Source organism: Shimia sp. R11_0, assembly GCF_017744035.1.
GTDB classification, from domain to species: Bacteria; Pseudomonadota; Alphaproteobacteria; order Rhodobacterales; family Rhodobacteraceae; genus Shimia; species Shimia marina.
In genome coordinates this window covers 21064-45269 of record NZ_JAGHQY010000006.1, presented here as the reverse complement: position 1 = coordinate 45269, position 24206 = coordinate 21064, and the positions used below count along the sequence as shown (strand labels likewise).

The 24206-nt window shown below is 59.4% G+C and carries 22 protein-coding genes and 1 tRNA gene; 18 read left to right on the top strand and 5 right to left on the bottom strand.

All coding sequences use genetic code 11. From position 1 onward, the window contains the following. Positions 1-58: 58 nt before the first annotated feature. Both J7382_RS13550 and J7382_RS13545 read right to left on the bottom strand, forming a co-directional pair. Entirely contained in the window at positions 59-253 is a 195-nt protein-coding gene (locus tag J7382_RS13550; protein WP_209069566.1) for a SlyX family protein, read from the bottom strand. 49 nt (positions 254-302) lie between these two features. After that, positions 303-797 (bottom strand): helix-turn-helix domain-containing protein, encoded by a 495-nt coding sequence (locus J7382_RS13545; RefSeq protein ID WP_209069564.1) that lies wholly within the window; start codon positions 795-797, stop codon positions 303-305. Between the two features lie 167 nt (positions 798-964). Between J7382_RS13545 and J7382_RS13540 the strand changes: the two genes are divergently transcribed. From J7382_RS13540 to J7382_RS13515, 6 genes are all read left to right on the top strand, one after another. Then, on the top strand, positions 965-1666 hold the full coding sequence (locus J7382_RS13540; RefSeq protein ID WP_209069562.1) for a YqiJ family protein: 702 nt from the start codon (positions 965-967) through the stop codon (positions 1664-1666). A gap of 43 nt (positions 1667-1709) precedes the next feature. Then, positions 1710-3398 carry a flotillin domain-containing protein gene (locus J7382_RS13535; RefSeq protein WP_247745011.1) on the top strand — a complete coding sequence of 563 codons (1689 nt, stop codon included), beginning with the start codon at positions 1710-1712 and terminating at the stop codon, positions 3396-3398. A 194-nt stretch (positions 3399-3592) separates the two neighbouring features. Further along, positions 3593-5095, top strand: a complete 1503-nt coding sequence (hisS, locus tag J7382_RS13530; RefSeq protein ID WP_209069560.1) for a histidine--tRNA ligase — start codon at positions 3593-3595, stop codon at positions 5093-5095. After that, positions 5095-6180, top strand: coding sequence for an ATP phosphoribosyltransferase regulatory subunit (locus J7382_RS13525; RefSeq protein ID WP_209069558.1), 1086 nt, complete (start codon positions 5095-5097; stop codon positions 6178-6180). The genes hisS and J7382_RS13525 overlap by 1 nt, the downstream gene beginning before the upstream one ends. Further along, positions 6177-6875, top strand: a complete 699-nt coding sequence (hisG, locus tag J7382_RS13520) for an ATP phosphoribosyltransferase (RefSeq protein ID WP_209069556.1) — start codon at positions 6177-6179, stop codon at positions 6873-6875. The genes J7382_RS13525 and hisG overlap by 4 nt, the downstream gene beginning before the upstream one ends. Positions 6876-7028: 153 nt before the next feature. Then, positions 7029-9389, top strand: a complete 2361-nt coding sequence (locus tag J7382_RS13515; protein WP_348540029.1) for a Tex family protein — start codon at positions 7029-7031, stop codon at positions 9387-9389. 76 nt (positions 9390-9465) lie between these two features. On the opposite strand, the gene aroQ is transcribed toward J7382_RS13515, so the two are convergent. Then, the gene (aroQ, locus tag J7382_RS13510) at positions 9466-9903 is read right to left on the bottom strand and encodes a type II 3-dehydroquinate dehydratase (protein ID WP_209069552.1); all 438 of its coding nucleotides are present in this window, start codon (positions 9901-9903) and stop codon (positions 9466-9468) included. Between the two features lie 249 nt (positions 9904-10152). Here aroQ and J7382_RS13505 point away from each other — a divergent pair, with 249 nt between their 5' ends. Beyond that, the gene (locus J7382_RS13505; protein ID WP_209069550.1) at positions 10153-11286 is read left to right on the top strand and encodes an MHYT domain-containing protein; all 1134 of its coding nucleotides are present in this window, start codon (positions 10153-10155) and stop codon (positions 11284-11286) included. Positions 11287-11333: 47 nt separating this feature from the next. Here J7382_RS13505 and J7382_RS13500 read toward each other — a convergent pair whose 3' ends face one another. Further along, on the bottom strand, positions 11334-11987 hold the full coding sequence (locus J7382_RS13500) for a hypothetical protein (protein ID WP_209069548.1): 654 nt from the start codon (positions 11985-11987) through the stop codon (positions 11334-11336). A 331-nt stretch (positions 11988-12318) separates the two neighbouring features. Here J7382_RS13500 and J7382_RS13495 point away from each other — a divergent pair, with 331 nt between their 5' ends. From J7382_RS13495 to J7382_RS13465, 7 genes are all read left to right on the top strand, one after another. Continuing rightward, positions 12319-13152: an FAD binding domain-containing protein gene (locus J7382_RS13495; protein WP_209069546.1), complete on the top strand. Its 834-nt coding sequence runs from the start codon at positions 12319-12321 to the stop codon at positions 13150-13152. Positions 13153-13164: 12 nt separating this feature from the next. Further along, complete coding sequence (locus J7382_RS13490) at positions 13165-13659, top strand: (2Fe-2S)-binding protein (protein WP_209069544.1); 495 nt, start codon at positions 13165-13167, stop codon at positions 13657-13659. Then, complete coding sequence (locus J7382_RS13485; protein ID WP_209069542.1) at positions 13656-16085, top strand: aerobic carbon-monoxide dehydrogenase large subunit; 2430 nt, start codon at positions 13656-13658, stop codon at positions 16083-16085. Before J7382_RS13490 ends, J7382_RS13485 begins: the two co-directional genes overlap by 4 nt. A gap of 80 nt (positions 16086-16165) precedes the next feature. Beyond that, the gene (locus J7382_RS13480; protein ID WP_209069540.1) at positions 16166-17032 is read left to right on the top strand and encodes a MoxR family ATPase; all 867 of its coding nucleotides are present in this window, start codon (positions 16166-16168) and stop codon (positions 17030-17032) included. Further along, positions 17032-18222, top strand: a complete 1191-nt coding sequence (locus J7382_RS13475) for a VWA domain-containing protein (RefSeq protein WP_209069538.1) — start codon at positions 17032-17034, stop codon at positions 18220-18222. The genes J7382_RS13480 and J7382_RS13475 overlap by 1 nt, the downstream gene beginning before the upstream one ends. 11 nt (positions 18223-18233) lie before the next feature. Continuing rightward, the gene (locus J7382_RS13470) at positions 18234-19007 is read left to right on the top strand and encodes an XdhC family protein (protein ID WP_209069536.1); all 774 of its coding nucleotides are present in this window, start codon (positions 18234-18236) and stop codon (positions 19005-19007) included. 113 nt (positions 19008-19120) lie between these two features. Beyond that, on the top strand, positions 19121-19573 hold the full coding sequence (locus J7382_RS13465; RefSeq protein WP_209069534.1) for a carbon monoxide dehydrogenase subunit G: 453 nt from the start codon (positions 19121-19123) through the stop codon (positions 19571-19573). 75 nt (positions 19574-19648) lie between these two features. Here J7382_RS13465 and J7382_RS13460 read toward each other — a convergent pair. Further along, a tRNA-Met gene (locus J7382_RS13460) sits at positions 19649-19725 on the bottom strand. A 336-nt stretch (positions 19726-20061) separates the two neighbouring features. Here J7382_RS13460 and phnC point away from each other — a divergent pair. From phnC to phnE (J7382_RS13440), 4 genes are all read left to right on the top strand, one after another. Beyond that, positions 20062-20892 carry a phosphonate ABC transporter ATP-binding protein gene (phnC, locus tag J7382_RS13455; RefSeq protein ID WP_209069532.1) on the top strand — a complete coding sequence of 277 codons (831 nt, stop codon included), beginning with the start codon at positions 20062-20064 and terminating at the stop codon, positions 20890-20892. A gap of 58 nt (positions 20893-20950) precedes the next feature. Further along, positions 20951-21853, top strand: coding sequence for a phosphonate ABC transporter substrate-binding protein (gene phnD, locus J7382_RS13450; protein WP_209069530.1), 903 nt, complete (start codon positions 20951-20953; stop codon positions 21851-21853). Positions 21854-21929: 76 nt separating this feature from the next. Further along, positions 21930-22814 (top strand): phosphonate ABC transporter, permease protein PhnE, encoded by an 885-nt coding sequence (gene phnE, locus J7382_RS13445; protein WP_209069728.1) that lies wholly within the window; start codon positions 21930-21932, stop codon positions 22812-22814. After that, on the top strand, positions 22811-24136 hold the full coding sequence (phnE, locus tag J7382_RS13440) for a phosphonate ABC transporter, permease protein PhnE (protein ID WP_209069528.1): 1326 nt from the start codon (positions 22811-22813) through the stop codon (positions 24134-24136). Before phnE (J7382_RS13445) ends, phnE (J7382_RS13440) begins: the two co-directional genes overlap by 4 nt. The last annotated feature ends 70 nt before the right edge of the window (positions 24137-24206 follow it).

Below are 24206 nucleotides of genomic sequence, written 5' to 3'. Positions count from 1 at the left end.
CAGGGGCAGCGCCCCTTCAGGCTCAGCGCAGCTGAGCCACCGAAAGGCGCGGCCTCTCTCAGTAGTGCGGTGGGCGCTCATCGCCCAAAACCACACCGCCCCCACCGTCGCTTTCACGGCTGGCTTCGCGCTCCATGAGCATTTGTACGCGGCGGGTCAGTAGGGCGATTTCACTGTCCTGACGGGCCACCACATCGCTGAGCTCTTCCACGGTGCGGGTCAAATGGGCAATCTGTTCTTCAAGCTGTTCCATAAGGCGGCATAGGCGTGAAGGGGGCGTGAGGTCAAGCGCTCCGCGCCGCTCACTCCTTGGTTGGTTTTGCCGAGGCTGGGGCTTGGTTTGGGTCTTGGGGGCGGTGTTTCCAGAAGTCGGAGGGCATGTCGTGCAAAAGCTCTGCGGTTTTGTCATCCACCCAGTCTTGCTGTTCATCGGCAGGCCATGTGGCAAAATCGGGCTCCTGCAAGGCCAGCATCTGTGCCGTGGCGCAGGCCTGATGATACTTCAGGCGTTCCACCGGTTCCTTGGGGACAATGGCATAGACAAAGCGGCCGCCCATGGCCTCTGCAAGGCGCTGCATCTGCTTAAGTGAGACCGCGCCGTCCACTTCGTTGCGTTCCGCCTGATAGACCGCGTTGCGGCTCACGCCTTTGCGTTGGGCCACCTGATCTGCGGACATGCCAAGCGCGTGGCGCATCGTAGCAATCCAGCCGCCTTCCGGCATAGGCCAGTCTTCCGTCTGCGCGGCGGCCTGATCCAATAGGCGAGACAGTTTGCGGCGGCGTATGAAATCGCCCATGCGTAGGACCTCATGATCATGGTTGCCCCATGATGGGACTGGAAAGCCAAATTTTCAATATGGGTTTCATAAAAATATCACATCTTAACATTGAAAATCCTGTGATATATGCACATATATAAATTAACAAAAATAAAGAAATGAGGGAATCTTAGTGAGAGATAAACATGTTTAGCGTGTTTTTGGATCCCGGATCTTTGCCCTTCTCGGTGGCGTTGACGGTTGTTGCAGCTCTGTTTGCTTTGGAGTTGATCAGCTCTTTGATCGGTTTGTCCTTTATGGGGGCGGGCGCAGAGGGGGCGGATATGGACTTCGATGTGGATGCAGATTTTGATCTGACCACCGGGGTCGATATTGATCTGGATGCGCCGGATGTAGATATGGCGGCCGATCTTGAAGCGGGGGATGCCGCAGAGGTTGGGCCTTCGGCTATGCTTGGGTGGCTGGGCATGCGTGGCGTGCCATTTCTGATCTGGTTTGTCTCTCTGCTGACCCTGTTTGGCCTGAGCGGATTGATCTTGCAGGGCACACTTGCAGCGCTGTTTGGCAAGGGTGTGTCTCCGCTTGCGGCCTCGGCCTTGGCGCTGCTTCCTGCGTTGGCAGGCACGCGTGTTCTCTCTAACTGGGTGGCTTTGTTGATGCCCAAGACGGAAACCACGGCGCTGCGGGCGCGACATCTGGGGGGCTATAGCGGTGTGATCACCCAAGGGGTGGCAGCGCGGGGGCGCCCGGCGGAGGCCAAGATCAAAGATCGCCATGGCAACACGCATTACCTGCGCGTGGAGCCTCTGGAGGAGGACGCAAGCTTTGCCCAAGGCAGTGACGTCACCATCATTCGTAAGCGCGGCGACAAGTTCTTTGTGATCTGAGCGCCGTGCCAATCAAAAAACAAACACTTTTAGGAGTTGAAATATGCCTTCAGCGATTATGCCCATTTTGACCATTGCTGTGATTATTGTCTGTCTGCTGCTGTTTATTGGCCTGATCATGGCGCGGCTTTATAAGCGCGCCACACGCGAGACCTCGCTTGTGAAAACCGGATCCGGTGGGCGCAAGGTTGTGATGGATGGGGGCACGGTGGTTGTGCCATTCCTGCATGAGATTTCCGAGGTTAATATGAAGACCCTGCGGCTGGAAGTGAGCCGTGTGAATGATCAGTCCCTGATCACCAAAGACCGCATGCGTGTGGATGTTGGCGTCGAATTCTATGTGTCGGTGAATGCCACCGAAGATGGGATTTCGCGCGCGGCGCAGACGCTTGGGGATCGTACGTTCAATGTGGAGCAGCTGCGTGAGATGATCGAAGGGAAGCTGGTTGATGGTCTGCGGGCGGTCGCGGCGCAGATGACCATGGATGAGCTGCATGAAAACCGCGCAAGTTTTGTGCAGGAAGTGCAAAACGCCATTTCTGAGGATCTGCTCAAAAACGGTCTGGAGCTGGAAGCTGTGTCTTTGACCGCGCTGGATCAGACGCCGTTTGAAAGTCTGGATGAGAACAATGCCTTTAATGCGGTGGGGATGCAGAAGCTGGCGGCGGTGATTGCCACCTCGCGCAAGACCCGTGCGGAGATCGTGGCAGAGGCGGATGTCTCTGTGGCGCGCTCTGAGATGGAGGCGGAGAAGCGCAAATATGAGATTGAGCGGGAGCAGAAAGAAGCCTCGATCAATCAGGAGCGGGAAATTCAGATGATGCAGGCGGCGCAGGAAGCAGAGATTGCGCGCAAACAGGAAGAGGCGGATCGCTCCAAAGAAGAAGCGCGGATTGAGCGTGAGCGCGCGGTGCGTGCGGCGGAGATTGAGCGGGAGCGGACCATCCGCGAAAGCGAGATCGCCAAAGAGCGTGAGCTTGAAGTGGCCGATCAGGAGCGTCAGATCATCGTGGCGCGCAAATCTGAGGAAGAGAGCCAGGCGCGTGCATCGGCGGATGCGGCGCGGGCAGAAGCCAAGAAAGCCAGCGAGGCCATTGAAACGGCCCGTGCGGTGGCCGAGGCAGAGCGTCAGAAGCAGATTGCCATCATCGAAGCCAAGAAAGAGGCGGAGCGTCAGGCCACCGCGATCCGTCTGGCGGCAGAAGCTGAGAAAGACGCGGCAAGCGACCGGGCCGCAGCACGTATGGAAGAAGCGCAGGCGGATGCGGATGCGCTGACCATCCGGGCAGCGGCGAAGAAGGCGGATCTGCTGGCAACAGCCGAAGGTCAGACCGCGATTGCCAACTCAGAAAACGAACTGAGCCGCGACATCATTGAGATGAAGCTGCGTCTGGCGATGCTGGAAGCGATGCCACAGATTGTGGAGCAGATGGTGAAACCTGCCGAGAAGATCGACAGCATTAAGATTCATCAGGTCACAGGCATGAATGGCGCGCAGGGCGGTGGCACCGGTGAGGCGGGCACGCCCGTCAATCAGGCGCTCGACTCCGTGTTGGGCATGGCGTTGCAGATGCCGGCCATGCAAGCGCTGGGCAAGGAGCTGGGCATCAGTTTGGAAGACGGCCTTGCCGGGGTGACCAATGGTTTGGTTGCGCCCAAAGCCAGCCAACCTGCGGTGGAGGGGCCCGCGGAAGGCGGCGCGGAGGCAGCGGAACCCGAAGCGCTTCAGTAAGCGGCTCTCTGAAAGAAACCTATTGCCCCCGGTCTTTGGCCGGGGGTTTTTGTTTGCGGGCGGTTGCCGGCGTTTGGGGCGGTGCGCAGGCACTGCGCACCCTACGGCGTCTGGCTGTTACAAAGCCTTTCCTTGCTCCTTTGCACCCCTTTCGGTAAAGGCACAGGCGTAATTATTTCACAGGGACCATAGCGATGGCCAAGCAGAAGAAAGCCCCCCGCCCCAAGGCAGTCACGCCAAAGGGCTTCCGCGACTATTTTGGTGTGGAGGTGACCGAGCGCACCGAGATGCTGCATCAGATCGCCGGGGTCTATCATCGCTATGGGTTTGAGGCGCTGGAAAGCAGCGCAGTGGAAACCGTGGAGGCGCTTGGGAAGTTTCTGCCGGATGTGGACCGCCCCAACGAAGGTGTGTTCGCCTGGCAGGAATTTGACGAGAAAGATCAGGGTGACTGGATGGCGTTGCGCTATGATCTGACCGCGCCGCTGGCGCGGGTCTATGCACAGCACCGCAATGATCTGCCCAACCCTTATCGCCGCTATGCGATGGGGCCTGTGTGGCGCAATGAAAAGCCGGGGCCGGGGCGCTATCGTCAGTTTTATCAATGTGATGCGGACACTGTGGGCACGGCGAGCATGGCGGCAGATGCGGAAATCTGCGCGATGCTGTCTGACACGCTGGAGACCGTGGGCATTCCGCGCGGGGATTTCCTTGTGCGGGTGAACAACCGCAAGGTCATGAACGGTGTGCTGGAAGTGATGGGGCTTGGTGAAGACCCGGTTGCTCGTGACAACGTGCTGCGCACCATCGACAAATTCGACAAGGTGGGCGAAAGCGGCGTGCGCGAGTTGCTCGGCAAAGGCCGTCTGGACGCCTCTGGCGCCTATATCGACGGTGTGGGCCTGTCTGACGACCAGATCGAGCCGGTGATTGCCTTCCTGACCTCCAAAGCGGATGATGTCGCCAAGACCTTTGACAACCTGCGCGGGGCGGTTGGCACCTCCAAAGTGGGGGCTGAGGGCATTGCCGAGCTGGAACAGATTGGTGAGCTTTTGGCCGCTGGTGGCTATGGCAGTGACCGGATTGAGATCGACCCCTCCATTGTGCGCGGTTTGGGCTATTACACCGGGCCGGTGTTTGAGGCGGAACTGACCTTTGAAATTCTCGATGAGAAAGGCCGCAAACGGCAGTTTGGCTCTGTCTCTGGCGGCGGGCGTTATGATGGTTTGGTAAAGCGGTTCACCGGGCAGGAAGTGCCTGCGGTTGGGGTTTCTATCGGGGTGGATCGCCTGCTTGCCGCGCTGCGTGAGAAGGGCCGGATGGGTGGCGTGGCCACGGGGCCGGTGGTGGTGACTGTGATGGATCGCGACCGGATGTCGGATTATCAGGCCATGGTGGCGGAGCTGCGCAATGCGGGCATTCGCGCCGAGGTTTACCTTGGCAATCCGAAGAACTTCGGCAACCAGCTGAAATACGCGGATAAGCGCAACAGCCCCGTCGCGGTGATCGAAGGTGGCGATGAGAAAGCCAATGGTGTGGTGCAGCTCAAAGACCTGATTTTGGGCGCCAAAATCGCTGAAAGCGCCACATTGGAAGAGTGGAAAGAGCGCCCGAGCCAGTTTGAAGTGCCACGGGGCGATCTGGTGGCGAAAGTGCGCGAGATCCTCGCATCCCAGAGCGAAGAGCAGGTAGGCTGATGGCACAGAAATCCAAAATCCGCGCGCGGGCGGCGGCGCTGGCCGCAGGCTTTGAAGCGGCGGGAGCAGTGCCGGTGGAGACACCTGTGCTTTTGCCCGCAGAGGCTTTGCTTGACCTTTACGGCGAAGACATTCGGGGCCGCGCCTATGTGACCTCTGATGCGCTGCGCGGTGAGCAGATGCTGCGCCCTGACTTCACCGTCCCTGTGGTGCAGATGCATATGGCGCATGGGGCGGAACCGGCGCGCTATACCTATGCGGGCGAGGTGTTCCGGCGGCAGGAAGATGATCCTGCGCGGGCCAATGAATATATGCAGGTCGGTTATGAGGTGTTTGACCGAGAGAATCCAGCGGCGAGCGATGCCGAGGTGTTTGCGGTGATTGAACGTGCTCTCAAGGGTGTCGAGCTGCGTGCGGCCACCGGGGATATGGGCATTCTGGCAGCCGCAGTGGCGGGGCTGGATACCACTGAGGCGCGCAAAGCGGCGCTGGCACGTCACATTTGGCGACCTCGTAAATTCAAGGCGTTGCTGGATCGGTTTGCAGGGCGCAGCGAGATGCCTGCGCGGCGCGCGGCTTTGCTGGCGCAAGAAGATCCGATGGCGCATGGTTTTCCTGATATTGGTCTGCGCTCTCAAGCTGAGGTGGCTGCGCGGGTTGCAGCTCTGCGCGAAGATGCAGAGGCTGCACCGATTTCGCCTTTGCAGGTGGAGCTGATTGAGGCGCTTCTGAACATTCGTGAAACCCTGCCCAATGCGTTGGAGCAGGTGCGGGATCTGGCGGTGGATCTGCCGGCGATCACAGAAGCGGCGTTTCGGTTGCGCGACCGGATTGATGCGCTTGCGGCGCGGGGCGTGGATGTGGAGAACCTTGAGTTTGAAGCCAGCTATGGCCGCACCTCGATGGAATATTACGACGGGTTTGTCTTTGGCTTCTATGTGCCCGGTCGGGCCGATCTGCCGCCAGTGGCCACGGGCGGACGCTATGATGCGCTTACCCAAGTGTTGGGACAGGGACGTGAAATTCCAGCGGTGGGCGGCGTGATCCGCCCCGGCATTCTGGTGGATCTGGAGGAGGCGGCATGACCATCAAATTGGGTGTGCCCTCCAAAGGGCGTCTGATGGAGAAAACCTTTGACTGGTTTGGTGCGCGCGGCGTGCAATTGAGCCGGACGGGGTCGGACCGGGAATATGCCGGAGCGGTTGAGGGCGTGGAGGGTGTTGAACTGGTGTTGCTCTCCGCAGGAGAAATCCCCCGTGAGCTGGCGGCTGGACGGATCCACCTTGGCGTGACGGGCACCGATCTGGTGCGCGAAAAGCTGGGCCAATGGGAGCAGCAGGTGCAGGAGATGGCGGAGCTTGGCTTTGGCCATGCGGATCTGATCATTGCTGTGCCGGGTTGCTGGGTGGATGTGAACACGCTGGAAGATCTGGATGCAGCGGCGGCGGCCTTTCGGGCCACACATGGGTTCCGCATGCGGATTGCCACGAAATACCATCGGTTGGTGCGGGAGTTCCTGCGCGACAATGGTGTGGCGGATTATCAGCTTGTGGACAGCCAAGGCGCCACCGAAGGCACGATTAAGAATATGACGGCGGAGGGCGTGGCCGACATCACCTCAACGGGGGATACGCTGCGGGCCAACCATCTGAAAATTCTGGATGACGCTTTGGTTCTGAAATCGCAGGCCACATTGTTCAGAAGCCGCAAGACGGCCATGGATGACGAGGAACGCAAGGTGATGGCCGGGCTTCTGGTCAAGCTTGGTCTGGACGACTGAGCCTCTGAACCCTAAGAGCCTCAGTCGATGATGGGTGGGGCGGTTTTGCGGCGGTGTTTTCGGCGCATTTCTTCTCAGCACGGCAATCCGCACTTGGCCCTGACGCGGGCAATGCTAAGAAGGGTCTCCCAAGGTTTTGAGGAGACCCCACCCGTGGACACAAGCACCCGCATTTTCCGCACCATTGCAGGCGAGATCGCTGCCAAACAAGATCAGGTTGGCGCGGCTGTGAAGCTTTTGGATGAAGGCGCGACGGTGCCTTTCGTGGCGCGCTACCGCAAAGAGGTGACCGGGGGCTTGGACGACAGTCAACTGCGGACATTGGCGGATCGGCTGGCCTATCTGCGGGAGCTGGAAGCGCGGCGCGAGACCGTGGCGGCTTCGATCACCGAGCAGGGCAAGATGACCGATGCGCTGGCCAAAGCCATTGTGGGGGCTGAGACCAAAGCCGCGCTGGAAGATATTTATCTGCCTTACAAACCCAAGCGCCGCACCAAGGCGATGATCGCACGCGAGAACGGGCTGGCCCCATTGGCAGAGGCGATTTTGGCGGATCGCGCGGCGGATCCGGAGGCGCTGGCGGCAGGATACCTCACCGAAAACGTGGCCGATGTGAAAGCGGCGCTGGATGGCGCGCGCGATATCGTCGCCGAAGGGCTGACAGAGAACGCCACGCTATTGGGCGAGCTGCGCAGCTTCTTGCAGAAAGAAGCGATTGTGGCCGCCAAGGTGATCCCCGGTCAGGAACAGGCGGGGGCGAAGTTTTCGGATTACTTCGCGCATTCCGAGCCGTGGTCCAAAGTGCCAAGCCACCGGGCGCTGGCAATGATGCGGGCCTCCAAGGAAGGCGTGATCACGCTGGACATCGGTCCGGATGCGGAAGGCGGTAAAGAGCGCGCCGAGGCGATGGTGGCGAGCTATCTCGACACCCGCAGTGAGGCGCCCGGTGATCTGTGGCTGCGCAAAGTGGCGGGCTGGACCTGGCGGGTGAAGCTGAGCCTGAGCATGACAGTGGATTTGATGGGGGAGTTGCGCGCGCGGGCGCAGGAAGAGGCGATTGCCGTGTTTGCACGCAACCTGAAAGATCTGCTGCTGGCGGCACCGGCGGGGGCAAAGGCCACCTTGGGGCTGGATCCGGGCATTCGCACGGGATGTAAAGTGGCGGTGGTGGATGCCACCGGCAAGCTGCTGGATACGGCCACGATTTATCCGTTTCAGCCTAAGAACGATGTACGGGGTGCTGAGGCGACCTTGCTGGCGTTGATTGCCAAACACGGCGTGGAGCTGATTGCGATTGGCAACGGCACGGCGAGCCGGGAGAGTGAGAAGCTGGTGGGCGAGGTTCTGAAGCTTTTGCCCAAAGATGTGAAAGCGCCGACCAAAGTGGTGGTGAGCGAAGCGGGTGCCTCGGTCTATTCCGCAAGTGAGCTGGCAGCGCGGGAGTTCCCGGGGCTGGATGTATCCTTGCGCGGGGCTGTGTCGATTGCGCGGCGTTTGCAGGACCCGCTGGCGGAGCTGGTGAAGATTGAGCCGAAGTCCATCGGGGTTGGCCAGTATCAGCATGATGTGGATCAGCATCGTCTGGGCAAATCTCTGGAAGCGGTGGTGGAAGATGCGGTGAACGCGGTAGGTGTGGATCTGAACATGGCGTCGGCCCCCTTGCTGGCGCATGTGTCGGGCCTTGGACCCGGGCTGGCAGAGGCGATTGTGGCGCATCGGGATGAGAACGGCGCCTTTGGCTCGCGCAAAGAGCTGTTGAAAGTGGCGCGCTTGGGGCCTGTGGCCTTTGAGCAATGCGCGGGTTTTTTGCGGATCACCGAAGGTGATGAACCGCTTGATGCCAGCGCGGTGCATCCGGAAGCCTATGATGTGGCGCGCAAAATTGTCTCGGCCTGTGGGCGGGATGTGCGTAGCCTGATGGGCGATGGTGCGGCGCTGAAACGCCTGCGGGCGGAGGAGTTTGTCTCCGAGAAGTTTGGTCTGCCAACGGTGCGCGATATTCTGAGCGAGTTGGAAAAGCCTGGGCGTGACCCGCGCCCGACGTTTAAGACCGCGACCTTTGCGGATGGGGTTGAGGAGATTTCAGATCTCAAGCCCGGCATGGTACTGGAAGGGACCGTGACCAATGTGGCGGCTTTTGGGGCTTTTGTGGATGTGGGCGTGCATCAGGATGGTCTGGTGCATGTGAGCCAGTTGGCGGATCGTTTTGTGAAAGACCCGCATGAGGTGGTGAAAGCCGGGGATGTGGTGAAGGTGACTGTGACCGAAGTGGATGTGCCGCGCAAACGCATTGGACTTTCCATGCGCAAAGATGGCGGGGCCTCAGCCAAGGAAGACCGCAATGCACGCGCTGGGTTTGGCGGCAAAGGGCGCGGTGGGCCTGCTGGCGGACCGCGTGGGAAAGGACCGCGCGGTGGCGGCGGCGGAGGCAACTACAGTGCCAAGCCCAAGCAGCAGGACAGCGGCAATGGCGCATTGGGCGCTGCGCTGATGGATGCGATGCGGAAGAAGTGATGAGGGTAGGTCAGAGAGTCGCACGTGATCTTTGGGACGTGCGCCGAGACCTTGCATGGCATGCGGGAGAGCAGGTTCAGCCCAGTAGCGTGCCCATGCGGCGCATGGCCAGCGCGTAGCCTTCCACGCCGAAACCTGCAATCACGCCCTCGGCGCGGGCCGATATATAGGAGTGGTGCCGGAAGGCCTCACGTTTGTGGATGTTGGAGATATGCACCTCCAGAACCGGGCCCTCAAATGTGTTGAGCGCATCGAGAATGGCCACTGAGGTATGGCTGTAGGCGGCCGGATTGATGATGATCCCGGCGCCTTGCGTGCGCGCCTCATGTATCCAGTCGACCAGTTCGCCTTCATGATTGGATTGCAGCAGCTTGACTGACAGGCCAAGTTTCGCGCCGACCTCTGCGCATTGCGCCTCAACATCGGCCAGCGTGTCATGGCCGTAAATCTCCGGCTCCCGCTTACCCAGAAGGTTCAGGTTGGGTCCATTCAGGATATAGATCGTGGTGCTCATTGCTGGCGCTCGTCTTTGCTGCGTGCCTTCACGTAGCCGCAAAAGCGGGACAGGAGCAAGGTTTGGCGGGTGTGAGTACATGTGATCTGATGGCCCTGTGCCGAAGTTGTCGCAGCTGTACGGTGGAGGTCACTGCAGTTTGGCTAAGGTAACAGTATAAAAGTGCAGGCATAAATTGCGTGCTCCCCGAGGGTTTGCTAGCGTTGCGGCAGCGACCAAAACGGCAGCGATTGGGGAGGATTGCAGCGGGTGTTGGACTTTTCGCACAACCCGTGGCTTGTGGCCACATCTCTGGCTGTGGCTTTGATGGCTGGCTTTACTGGGCTGACGCTGACGCGCGGGGCCAATGCGTTGCCCGATGGGCGACGTAAAGTGGTGGTGGCGCTGGCCGCTGTGGTGCTGGGTGGCGGCATATGGTCGATGCATTTTGTGGCCATGCTTGGGCTTCAGCTGCCGATTCTGTTTTTCTATGATGCTTTGATCACGCTGATTTCTGCGCTTGTGGCCATCTTGATGGTGGGGCTGGCGCTTTTGCTGCTGCATTTTCGACCGCGTACGCCGCAGGTGGTCGTCGGCGCGGGCGGAATCGTGGGGCTGGGCATTGTGGTGATGCACTTTGTGGGCATGGCGGGCATGCAGCTGTGTCGACCCATCAACGGCGTGGCTGACATTGCTCTGTCGACGCTGGCCTCTCTGCTGTTGTCGGTGCTTGCGATCTGGGTGGCTTATGGCGCGCGCACTCAGCGCAATATTTTGCTGGGTACCGTGTGTTTTGGTCTAGCGGTGTTTTCCATGCATTTTGTGGCCATTGCCCTGACGGGTTTTACCGTCAGTGATGTGGCCAATGTGGCGGGGCCGGCGCTGGACAATCAGGTTTTGGCAATGGGCGTGACCGTGGCCGTGTTCCTGATTTGCGGCGCATTTCTCCTGACCGGGATCACTTTTGTTGGCACCGCTGAGGAAAACGGCGCGATTTCTGAAGCCCCTGTATCTGAATCTGACGCGCCTGCGCATGAGGCGATGGTCGCGTCAACGCCACCCGTCGGCGGCGCGGCGGGGGTGCCGTTTGAGCGCGAGGGGCAGACGTTTTTCGCAGATCCCGGTCAGATTGCCGCGATCCGGGCGGAGGGGCACTACTGTGTGCTCTACCTTGAGGCGGAGAAACTCTTCTGCCCGTGGTCCATCACCGAGGCAGACAACCGACTGGAGGGCGCCGGGTTCTTGCGGGCGCATCGCAGCTATTTGGTCAACCCGGCGCATGTGAGCAGTTTTGAGCGCAAGAAAGACAATGGCACGCTGTATTTTGAGGAGGTGAACAGCCTGCCCAAAGTGCCGGTCAGCCGCTCGCGCATGGGGGCTTTGCGCGAGGCGTTGGGGCTTTGAGACTGCCGCCTTCTGTCTGGGAGAGGGACAGTGGAGCGTGTGTGGACCTATGAAGGTGAAATAAAGGGCGCAAAGCCACGCTGCATGTCGTCCAGAAAGTGGTGCATACTGGACGTATCTGGCATGATCTGGCCACGGATGTCTGTCATGGCGGCATCCAATTCTGCCAGTGTTTTAGGGTAGCAGCCACAATATAATTTGAGTGCCGCAATTGGAGAGAGTTCAATGGCGCTTGTGTTTGGATAGGCTTTGGGCAGGCGTTTTTCGATTCTGCCAAAAGGCCGGTTGGAAATGGCAGGCACCGGAAAGATGGCCACCCATGCGTGTGGGAGTTTTCTGAGTATCGTGCGGGCAATGACGTGATCTGCGTCGATGCCGCGGAGCGCTTCCGGGGCAACACCAAATCCGTCTCTGGCCTGTCGCAGCATGAGATTTCGATACCCGCGATACCCTTTGGCGGCCCAGATCTGATCATAGTACCAACCCGCCTTTAACATGCCATGTATACGGAATGCCCTACCACTGCGCCCATGCGGCACAAGCTGCATGGTGCCGATTGTGCTGGCCCAGGTTTCAAGATCAGCCTGTGAGGTGAAGGCGACGGGCGGTGGCGCGCCTGTGGTTTCAAGCCATGTACTGAAATCCAGACGAGCGTTTGCCAGATAGGGGGCGTTTTCCGCCGTGAGCATGTGCCAAGCCATATGCCTATGTCTCATGAACCGGGAACAGAGATTGTCTGGTTCACTTATGAGCAGGTAAGTCGTCGTGCAACCTGTTCAAAGCCGGAGGCGTTTTGGTTTTCATGTGAATGAAGGACGCGAGACATAGCGGCACGGCCACAGCAGGCACGACGACCTATGCCCGACTGCAGCAGAAACACCTTGCTGAGGGCATTTTCGCAACTCGTGCAGCTCATTCGCATTTCGTGCAACGAACCGCGCGGTCTGTTTTTAAAGGCTCGCTTCAGGTGCCGGATCGCGGGCGAAGTTGTGGCTGAGGCCTGCACTGTGCGGGCGAGGGAGGACAAGCCAGATGATACCAGCGGGGTTCGAATACCACCGGCCGTCTGACATTGCCGGTGCAGTGTCGATATTAGAGAAACACGGAGATGAGGCGCGGGTGATCGCGGGTGGGCACAGCCTGATCCCGATGATGAAGTTGCGTATGGCCGAGATGGGCCATTTGATCGATCTGCAGGATATTGAGGTGCTCAAGGGTATTGAGATCGGTAGCGATGCGGTGGCCATCGGGGCGATGGTGACACAGCATGAGTTGATCACCCATGAGGGGTTGTCACAGACTGTGCCGCTGATCAAAGAGGCGGCGCTGCTGATTGCCGATCCGCAGGTCCGGTATGTGGGCACCGTGGGCGGCAATGTGGCCAATGGTGATCCGGGCAATGATATGCCCGGGCTGATGCAATGTCTGAATGCCAGCTATGAGCTCAGTGGGCCAGATGGCACGCGGACGGTCGCGGCCCGTGAGTTTTACGAGGCGGCCTATTTTACGGCGCGCGACGACGAAGAGATTCTCACGCGGATCACCATTCCTGTACCGGCAAGCGGTACCGGCTATGCCTATGAAAAGCAGAAGCGCAAGATTGGCGATTATGCCACGGCGGCAGCGGCTGTGATGATTGGCGGCGGCACGGCGTCGGTGGCGATGACCAACCTCGCGGACACGCCGATCTGGTCTGACGCGGCTGGCGCGGCGCTGGTGGCGGGGGACGTTGACGGCTGTGTCAGCGCGATGATTGGCGCGATTGATCCGGTTGCGGACAACCGCGGGCCGGTGGAATTCAAGAAACATGTGGCGGGTGTGATCCTGCGCCGCGCGATTGACCGCGCGCAGAGCCGTGCGAGCTGAGGGGGGGAAATCATGTCTAAGATGCATGTAAAGATGACCGTGAATGGCAAAGAGGTGGAAGGGCTTGCGGAGCCGCGCACGCTTTTGATCCATTTTCTGCGTGAAAACCTGAACATCACCGGGCCGCATATCGGCTGTGAGACCTCTCATTGTGGGGCCTGCACGGTGGATCTGGACGGCAAATCGGTCAAAAGCTGCACCGTGTTTGTGGCTCAGGCGCAGGGCAAAAAGCTGACCACTGTGGAAGGTCTGGTGAATGAGGACGGCAGCCTTGGGGTGCTGCAGGAGATGTTCCGTGAGCATCACGGGCTGCAATGCGGCTTCTGCACGCCGGGGATGATTACCCGCGCGCACCGCCTGTTGCAGGAAAATCCGAACCCAACCGAAGAAGAGATCCGCTTTGGTATGGCGGGCAATATCTGCCGCTGCACCGGATATCAGAACATTGTGAAGTCGATTGCCGCTGCGGCGGACACGCTGAACGCTCAGAAGGAGGCGGCAGAATGAATGACATGACACCGACCCCCGAAGAACGCGCCGCCAATCTCAAAGGCATGGGCTGTGCCCGCAAACGCGTGGAAGATGTGCGCTTTACCCAAGGGCGCGGCAACTATGTGGATGACATCAAGCTTGATGGCATGCTGTTTGGCGACTTTGTGCGCTCGCCCTATGCCCATGCGCGGGTGGTGAGCATCAACGCGGAAGAGGCCATGAAGGTGCCCGGCGTGGTGGCTGTGATCACTGCGGCGGATCTGGAACCGCTTGGTTTGCACTGGATGCCAACTTTGGCCGGTGACAAGCAGATGGTGCTGGCGGATGGCAAAGTGCTGTTTCAGGGCCAAGAGGTGGCCTTTGTGGTGGCCGAAGATCGCTATGCGGCGGCTGATGCGGTGGAACTGGTGGAAGTCGAGTACGAAGAGCTTCCTGTCATCGTGGATCCGTTTGAGGCGCTGAAATCCGACGTGGTGTTGCGCGAAGACACCGTGGATGAAAACGGCAAAGCCACCGACGGCGCGCATGGGCCGCGCAATCACCCCAACCACATCTTCACCTGGGAACAGGGCGATGAGGCGGCAACAGACGCGGTGATGGCGGAGGCCGAGGTGGTCGCGGAAGAGACCATGTACTACCACCGCACGCATCCGTGCCCGCTGGAAACCTGCGGCTCTGTGGCCTCGATGGACAAAGTCACAGGCAAGCTCACACTTTGGGGCACGTTTCAGGCGCCCCATGCGATCCGCACCGTTGTGTCACTGATTTCGGGCATTGAGGAGCACAATATCCGGGTGATCAGCCCCGATATCGGCGGCGGCTTTGGCAACAAAGTGGGCGCGTATTCGGGCTATGTCTGTTCGGTTGTTGCCTCCATTGTCACCGGGCGGCCGGTGAAATGGGTCGAAGACCGCATGGAAAATCTGATGACCACGGCTTTCGCGCGGGACTATTGGATGAGCGGCAAGATTTCGGCCACCAAAGAGGGCAAGATCACCGGGCTGCATTGTCATGTGACCGCTGATCACGGTGGTTTTGACGCCTGCGCCGACCCGACCAAGTTCCCGGCTGGGTTCATGAACATCTGCACCGGCTCTTATGACATTCCGACAGCCTATCTGGCTGTGGATGGGGTTTATACCAACAAAGCGCCGGGTGGGGTGAGCTATCGCTGTTCCTTCCGCGTGACGGAGGCGGTCTACTTCATCGAGCGGATGATTGAGGTTCTGGCGATCAAGCTCAATATGGATGCAGCAGAGCTGCGCCGGATCAACTTCATCAAGAAAGAGCAGTTCCCCTATCAGTCGGCCCTTGGCTGGGAATATGACAGCGGCGATTACCACACCGCCTGGGACAAGGCGATGGAGGCTGTGGATTACCAAGGGCTACGCGCCGAGCAGGCGCAGCGGATTGAGGATTTCAAAGCCGGCAAGACCCGCAGCTTGATGGGCATTGGCTTGACCTTCTTTACCGAGATTGTCGGCGCGGGGCCTGTGAAGAATTGCGATATCCTTGGGCTGGGCATGTTTGACAGCTGTGAGATCCGCATTCACCCGACAGGCTCTGCGATTGCGCGGCTGGGCACGATCAGTCAGGGGCAGGGGCATGCGACCACATTTGCGCAGATCCTTGCAACCGAGATAGGCCTGCCTGCGGACAGCATCACCATTGAGGAAGGCGACACGGACACGGCACCCTATGGGCTTGGCACCTATGGGTCACGCTCTACCCCGGTGGCGGGGGCCGCGACAGCGATGGCTGGGCGCAAGATCCGTGCGAAGGCGCAGATGATTGCGGCCTATTTGCTTGAGGTGCATGACGATGACGTCGAATTTGACGTGGATCGGTTTGTGGTCAAAGGCGCGCCGGAGCGGTTCAAGACGATGAAAGAGATCGCCTTTGCCGCCTATAATCAGGCCATTCCGGGGATTGAGCCGGGGCTTGAGGCGGTGAGCTATTATGATCCGCCCAATATGACCTATCCGTTTGGCGCTTATGTCTGTGTCATGGACATTGATGTGGACACCGGTGTGCCGGAGATCCGCCGTTTCTATGCGCTGGATGACTGTGGCACGCGGATCAACCCGATGATCATCGAAGGGCAGATTCATGGTGGTCTGACCGAGGCGCTGGCCGTGGCGCTGGGGCAGGAGATTGCTTATGATGAGATGGGCAATGTGAAGACCGGCACGCTGATGGATTTCTTCCTGCCGACCTCCTGGGAAGTGCCTAACTATGAGACAGACTACACCGTAACCCCAAGCCCGCATCATCCGATTGGTGCCAAAGGCGTAGGCGAGAGCCCGCATGTGGGCGGTGTGCCCTGTTTTTCCAATGCGGTGCATGATGCCTTCCGCGCCTTTGGTCTGACCCAGACCAATATGCCGCATGATCACTGGCGGATCTGGAAGACCGCCAACGATCTGGGCCTGCATGGCTGATCCGCTTATGCCCTCGCCCGCGTTGCGGGCGGGGACCTCCGGCGGGGATATTTTGAGAATGAGAAGGTGAGGGGCGCGCGATGAGCGTGAACGATGTGCAATCTGCGCTGGCAGAAGAGGGCTATGTGGCGGATACGCGCCTTGCGATGGCGTTGCATCTGGCGGAAACCCTGGGGCGGCCCCTGCTGCTGGAGGGGCCTGCGGGGGTTGGCAAAACCGAGGTCGCCAAGGCGATGGCGGCGGTGCATGAGACCAAGCTGATCCGGTTGCAGTGTTATGAGGGGTTAGACGCAAGCCACGCGATCTATGAGTGGAACTATCAGCGCCAGCTGCTGGCGATCCGCGCGTCTGAGGCGCAGGGCGGAATGGCGGAGGCGGCGCTGTTTGGGGAAGATTATCTGTTAAAACGTCCGCTGCTAGAAGCGATCACACAGGAGCAGCCCCCCGTGCTGCTGATTGATGAGATCGACCGGGCTGATGAGGAATTCGAAGCTTACCTCTTGGAGGTGCTGTCTGATTTTCAGATCACCATTCCGGAGGTGGGAACCGTTGAGGCGGTGACACGCCCGATGGTGATTTTGACCGCCAATGGCACGCGGGAATTATCAGACGCGCTGCGGCGGCGCTGTCTTTATGCCTATGTGGAGTATCCGGATCTGGAGACCGAGCTGGCGATCCTGCGCACGCGGATGCCGGAGATGGAAGGCTTGTTGGCGCGTCAGATTGTGGGCGTGGTGCAGGATCTGCGTCGCGAGGAGCTTGAGAAGGCGCCGGGGGTGGCGGAGATGCTGGACTGGGCGGCGGCGTTGGCTGGGCTGGGGGTCAATGATTTGGCGCAGAACCCGGAGGCGGTGCAAGCGACACTGGTGTGTCTGCTGAAGACTGCGGCAGATTATGATGCGGCCCCACGTGAGGTGATGGACCGGCTGATTGGAAAGGTCGCCTGATGCAGGTGACGCGGTTTCCCTCCCGTGCCGAAGGTTTGGCCGACCGCATGGCGGGGTTCATGGCACATTTGCGTATGAATGGCCTGTCTGTGGGCGTGGCAGAAACCGGTGATGCGCTGGCGGCTTTGGCGGCGGTGGAGGCGACGGATGTGGCGCAGGCGCGTGAAGCGCTTTGTGTTCTGTTGTCTGGGGACGCTGAGAGCTGGCGCAAGTTTGATGACCTGTTTGATGCCTATTGGTTCAACGCAGGCAAACAGAAGCAAGGGGCGGCAAAAAGCGATCATGTGAAGGTGCAGGCGGCGCGGCCCTTGTTGTGGCAGATGCATTTTGGCGAGAGTGCTGAAGGTGGCGTAGAGAGTGCTGAAGAGGCCTTGGCCCCGGATGGCGGGGACGGTGAGGCAGAAGGCACCGATGGGCGGCTGATTGCGACCCGGACGGATAACCTGACCCAGCGGAATCTGCGGGAGTTGATGGATGAGGACAGCCTGCGTCGCGCCGAAGCGGCGGCGGTGCGGATTGCGCGCGTGATACGGGATCGGCGCTCACGGCGGCGCAAGCAGGCGCTGCGCGGCCAGCAGCTCGACATGCGCCGTATTCAGAGGGCTTCGCTGGCACGTGGTGGTGAGGCGTTGGAGCTTCACCGGCGGGCGCGGCCACCAAGACCGATGCAGATTGTAGCGCTCTGTGATGTGAGTGGCTCGATGACGGTTTATGCACGGGTGTTTCTGGCCTTTCTCAAAGGACTGGTGAGCAGTGAGACGCGCACCGATGCCTATCTGTTTCACACCCGGCTGATGCGGGTGACGGATGCGATGCGCGATCATGACACGCTGCGGGCGGCCTCGCGGCTGTCGCTGATGGCGGAAGGCTTTGGCGGGGGCACGGATATTTCCGGATCGCTGGAGCGTTTCCTGAATGGTTATGGCGCGCGGGCTCTGAATGGGCGGACGGTCGTGATCATTCTGTCGGATGGCTATTGCACCTCTGATCCGGAGGCGCTGGGCGCGGCTTTGGCCAAACTGAGGAAAAAGGCGCGGCGGATTGTCTGGTTGAACCCGCTAAAAGGCTGGCGGGATTATGCGCCAGTGGCGGCAAGCATGCAGGCGGCGCTGCCCTATCTGGATGCGCATCTGCCGGCAAACACGTTGGAGGCGCTGGGCGCGCTGGAGCAGGAATTTGCGAAACTGTGAGGGAGGGCCGCATGGCGGAATTTGATATTTTTGACACGGTGGCGCAGTTGCGGGCGCAGGGGGCGCCGTTTTGTGTCGCGACAGTGGTGCGCACGGCGGATGTGACCTCTGCCAAAGCCGGTGCCAAGGCGGCTGTGAGCAGTGAGGGCGAGATCATCGGCCATCTGGGAGGGGCCTGTGTCAAGCGGGCGGTTAAGGCGGCGGCGGAAGAGGCGCTGACACAGGGCACCCCCCGCATGATCCGCGTGAAGCCGTCTGATAAGGTGGTTACCTTGCTTGATCCGGATGGGGTGCAAACTTTCAAGAGCGGCTGTCCCTCAGGCGGCACGGTGGATCTTTTGCTGGAGCCTTACCGGCAGCCGCAGAGGCTTGTGATTTTTGGTGACACGCCAATTGCGCAGGCCGTGGCGGCGCATGCGACCCTCGCGGGGTTTCGGGTGTGTCATGGCGGCGAAGGCATCGGGCAGGTTGAAGCGCGTGATTTTGTGCTGGTTGCCAGTCAGGGGCAGGGGGACAGTGCGGCGCTGCGATCTGCTTTGGAAACGTCTGCGCGGCGGGTCTCCATGGTGGCCAGCCGCAAGAAAGCGCGGGTGCTTTGTGACAAGCTGGTGGCTGCGGGCATGGCGGAGGCGCAGGTGGCGCGCCTGAAGAGCCCGGCTGGGCTCGATATTGGCGGGGTGGATCCGCATGAGATCGCGCTCTCGATATTGGCTGAGATCATACAGTGGCGTCATCAGGATGCGCGTACAGCAGAACGGGAGGACCGCGATGAAAAAACTGCGTGAAAAATGGCGGGCGTTTTGGGCGCCGCGAGAGGGAATGACACCTGGGGAGGCGGCGGAAGAGGCGCTGCGGGTGTTCCCGAAGTGTTGTTGAGACCAAGAAAGGCAGAGACCAGATGGAACTAAAAGACGAAATTCGTATTTCGGCACCGCGCGACGTGGTGTACCGGGCGCTCAATGATCCGGAGGTGCTGAAACAGTGCATTCCCGGATGTGAAGAGCTGGAGCAGCATGCGCCTGAGCATCTGGAGGCCAAGGTGGTGCTTAAAATCGGCCCGGTAAAGGCAAAGTTTGCCGGAGAAGTCTTTCTGGACACCAGCGGCGCGCCGGATGGGTTCACGTTGACAGGAGAAGGCAAAGGCGGCGCGGCTGGATTTGCCAAAGGTGGTGCGGAAGTCACTTTGCTCGAGGATGGCGCAGAGACGGTGCTGACCTATGAAGCGAAAGCCGAGGTTGGTGGCAAAATTGCGCAGCTGGGCAGTCGTCTCATTCAAGGGACGGCGAAGAAACTTTCAGCAAAGTTCTTCACGCAGTTTGCGGAGGTCGTTGCAGAGCAAACAGCAGCATAAATTGAGTCTGAAGATCCCTGAAGGATCTTAAAAAGCGAAGCCCGGATGGCGATCCATCCGGGCTTTTGGAATTCTTGGTGGCGGTACAGGGACTTGAACCCCGGACACGCGGATTATGATTCCGCTGCTCTAACCAACTGAGCTATACCGCCGTAAGTGGGGTGCGATTTAGGGTGTTCGCGCAGCAGGGTCAAGAGAGAAATCGACATCATGGGGCGGGTTTTTTCGATTGCTTGATTTTATCCGTATATTGGGCGGATGCGGACGTCGCCAAGAAGCCCTGCGTGATGCGCTGGGCGGTTTGCGCCAGCCTATATGGTGGACAGAGATTCTTGGGGGTGCGGTATTTGGCCCAAATCGAGGCATGACAGGTTTTTGGCAAAGCGATTGAGGGAGTCTTACTTCGTTACACAACCTTCATTGAACCGACATTTAACGTTTGGATTCGGCCTGTAGCTCTCGCCCCGCATTAGACGTGGGGACAAACCGTGCTGAATATCGAGAATCTGACCAAGGCCTTTGGCCCGAATGTGGCGGTGGATGCAGCCAACATCACCGTGGACAAGCCAGCCATGATTGGGATCATCGGGCGCTCCGGCGCAGGGAAGTCCACATTGTTGCGGATGCTCAATCGCCTGTCCGATGCCACCAGTGGCCGCATTGCTTTTGAGGGCAGTGATGTGACCGCGCTACAAGGCGCTGCCAAGCGCCGTTGGCAAAGCGAATGCGCGATGATCTTTCAGCAGTTCAACCTCGTGCCGCGTCTGGATGTGGTGTCCAATGTGCTGCATGGCACGTTGAACCGCCGCAATACGCTGGCAACGATGTTCAATCTTTATCCCAATGCGGATATCCATTGCGCGATCGACATTCTGGACCGTCTGGGCATTGCCGAACATGCCGCCAAACGCGCCGAAGCGCTTTCCGGTGGGCAACAGCAGCGTGTGGCGATTGCCCGTGCGCTGATGCAAGACCCCAAGATCATTCTCGCGGATGAGCCGATTGCCTCGCTGGATCCGATGAACGCACAGGTGGTGATGCAATCCCTGCGTCAGATCCACGAAGAAGATGGCCGTATGGTCATTGCCAACCTGCACACTTTGGACACCGCACGGCGCTATTGTGACCGTGTGATCGGCATGCGCGATGGGCGCATCGTGTTTGACGGCACCCCCGCGCAGCTGACCACCGGTGTGGCGCGCGACATCTATGGTGCCGATGCCTCCTTTAGCGAAGCGGCCACCTCGACCGAGATCGAGACGCTGGACCGTCCGGAAGGCTTTAAGCCTGCCGCCGCCGCTTCCCCCGAACTTGCCTGACTTTCATCACACCCCACGCGACGGATGCGTGGGGTTTTTACCAACTGGAGAGAAAACGATGAAAAAACTGCTTGCTGCCGTTCTGGCGACCACCGCTCTGACCACACCTATTTTCGCTGAAGAGATTAGCGAATTCCGCATTGGTCTACTCGGTGGCGAAAACGCTCAGGACCGTCTGAACAACAACGAGTGCCTGCGCGCCAAAACCGAAGAAGTGCTGGGCGTGCCCACCAAACTCTTCGCTCCTGCCGACTACAACGGTGTGATCCAGGGCCTGCTGGGCGGCACCATCGACATGGCTTGGCTGGGCGCATCCGGCTACGCAAAGACCTATCTGTCTGACCCGGAAGCGGTTGAGCCGATCCTCGTGAAAGTGAACGTGGATGGCGGCTATGGCTACTACTCCATCGGTTTTGCTCGCAAGGACAGCGGCATTACCTCTCTGGAAGACATGAAGGGCAAGACCTTTGGCTTTGGCGATCCGAACTCCACCTCCGGCTTCCTGATCCCATCCATCGAAATCCCAGAAGTGACCGGCTCCACCATGACCTCTGGTGACTACTTCGGCGAAGTGAAATTCTCCGGTGGCCACGAGCAGACCATCGTTGGCGTGAACAACGGCGACTTTGACGGCGGTGTGACCTGGGCCGACGGTCTGGGCGAGTGGGAAGACGGCTACAACTCCGGCGCGCTGCGTCGTGCGGTTGACGCGGGTCTCGTGGACATGAACGAACTGGTCAAAATCTGGCAGTCCAAACCGATCCCAGAAGGTCCAATCGTTCTGCGTAAAGCGCTTCCTGAAGACGTAAAAGTGAAGTTCACCGCGCTGATGGCCTCCCTGCCATCCATCGACCCAGACTGCGCCTATGGCGTGCTGTCCGGTGAGGCCAAAGGTGTTCAGCCGATTGGTCACGATGCTTACGAAGTGATCATCGAAGCACGTAAACTGAAGTCCAACTAAAGCGACTTCACCATTTTGAGCAGGCCCTGCGTATCCGCAGGGCCTGTTTCCTGACTGAGGGGCTCTCATGACAGATATGACCGGCATGTCCCGCGATGCGGGCGGCATTCGTGCAGACTACATGGCGCAGGTGCGACGCAAACGCATGATGGATGGCATCATCCTGATTGTCTTTGTCACTTTGATGGTGACGGGGTTTATGGTTGCGGATGACCGCAATGCCGGTGGATTCTGGGAGGGTCTGCACAGGTTGTTTGATTTCCCCAAGGAAGTTCTTGGGGAGGCTTTTGAGAAAGCGGGAGAGCTGCCAGCGCATCTCTGGAAATTCCTGCCTTCTCTGATTGAAACGATCAATATCGCGGCGGCCTCCACGCTGATTGGCACGATGCTGGGTATGGTGCTGTCACTGCTGTCCACACGGGGCATGGCCAAATGGCCGCGGCTCATTCCGCTGTTCCGCCGGATCATGGACATCATGCGTGCCATGCCGGAAATCGTGATTGCGCTGGTTCTGATCTTTGTGATGGGGGGCGGGCCGGTGCCGGCCATGGTGGCGATTGCTTTCCACACCGCGGGCGCGATGGGCAAGCTGTTCTCGGAGGTCAATGAAAACGCGTCTCTCAAGCCCGTGGAGGGGTTGCAATCCGTCGGTGCAAGCTGGACCCAGCGTATGTGGCTGGGGGTAATCCCACAGGTGGCACCAAACTACTTCAGCTACGCCCTGCTGCGCTTTGAGGTGAACATTCGCGCCTCTGCCATCCTTGGCTTCGTGGGCGCAGGCGGCATCGGCTATGAGCTGCGCAACGCAATGAGCTGGGGCAAAGGCCAATATGATGAGGCTGCGGCGATCTTCATTCTGCTGTTTGCCACCATTGTGGTGGTGGATCAGCTCTCCTCTCTGGTGCGCGAGCGCCTGACACACGGCAAAACTGAGCGCAAACTTGAGAAGGCCTCGGCATGAGTATCACAGCCAATGAAACCGACTTTCTGAAGATCCAGGCGGATCGTCACTTTGCCAAGAAAAAGCTGATGAGTTTTGGGCTGCCTGTGTTGGTGGTGGCCTATCTGGCCTATATCTTCTTTGCGTTCGATATTTTGGGGTTGGCGCAGCGCTTTGATGCTGACAATGCCCGCGCGCTGGTAGCAGACAGCTACAGCTACAAAACCCATGTGACACGCGACAACCGGTCAGGGGATGTCTCCGTGGCCATCGAGGGGGAGCGCAAGGGCACCTATCCGCAGGGCACCTCTCCTGAGTGGGTCACGCTTGGGGACACCGATACGGTGATTGATCTGGGTGATGGCCATGTGGTGACATTTGGGGCGGATAATTTCGTCAGCTATGATGTGCCGGAGTATGGCGTGATCACGGCGCAGCCAAGCCGCGCCAAAGGGGTACAGGCGGTTTTGCCGGAAGGCGAGACGCCGGAATGGATCAATGCCTCCAAGAACCGCATGACCATCACCACCGAAGCCGGGCGGCTGACCATCACTCGCAACCGCACCGAGGTGTTCCGGTATTTCACCGGTTGGGAACTCTTCTTCTTCACGCTCGATAGCCCCTATCACGGCCTGCCTGTGGGAGAGGTGATGGCGCGCGCGCTGGGCGGTGAGGCCTCTGCGATCTGGCAGGATTTCTGGACCAATAAGATGTGGCGCCATCAGGATGTGGCTTGGGCGATCTTTGAGACCATTCTGATGGCCTTCCTTGGCACGATGGGCGCGGCCATCGTCGCGCTGCCGCTGGCCTTTCTGGCGGCCAAAAACTTCACGCCATTTGTGGTTGTACGCCAAATCACCCGCCGCTTTTTTGACTTTTTCCGCGGTGTGGATGCTCTGATCTGGACCATTGTTCTGGCGCGTGCTTTTGGCCCCGGCCCTCTGACAGGCGCTTTGGCCATCCTGATCACGGATACGGGCTCCTTTGGCAAAATGTTCTCTGAAGCTCTGGAGAATGTGGATCAGAAACAGATCGAAGGGGTGCAGTCTACCGGGGCAAAACCGGTCCAGCGCTATCGCTTTGGGGTGATCCCTCAGGTGACGCCGGTTTTGATGAGCCAGGTGCTGTATTTCCTGGAATCCAACACCCGCAGCGCGACCATCATTGGCGCGATCACCGGCGGCGGCATTGGCCTGATGCTGACACAGGCGATGATCACCCAGAAGGACTGGGAAGAGGTGACCTATTACATCGTGCTGATCATCCTGATGGTTATGGTGATGGATTGGTTCTCTGGCTGGTTGCGCCGCAAGCTCATCACAGGAGACGAGAGCGGACATTGATCTGCCCGGTTTTTAAAGACGCCTTCGGCGAGAGTATTTCCAGTCAGAAGAAGCGGGCGCCGGCGTGCTT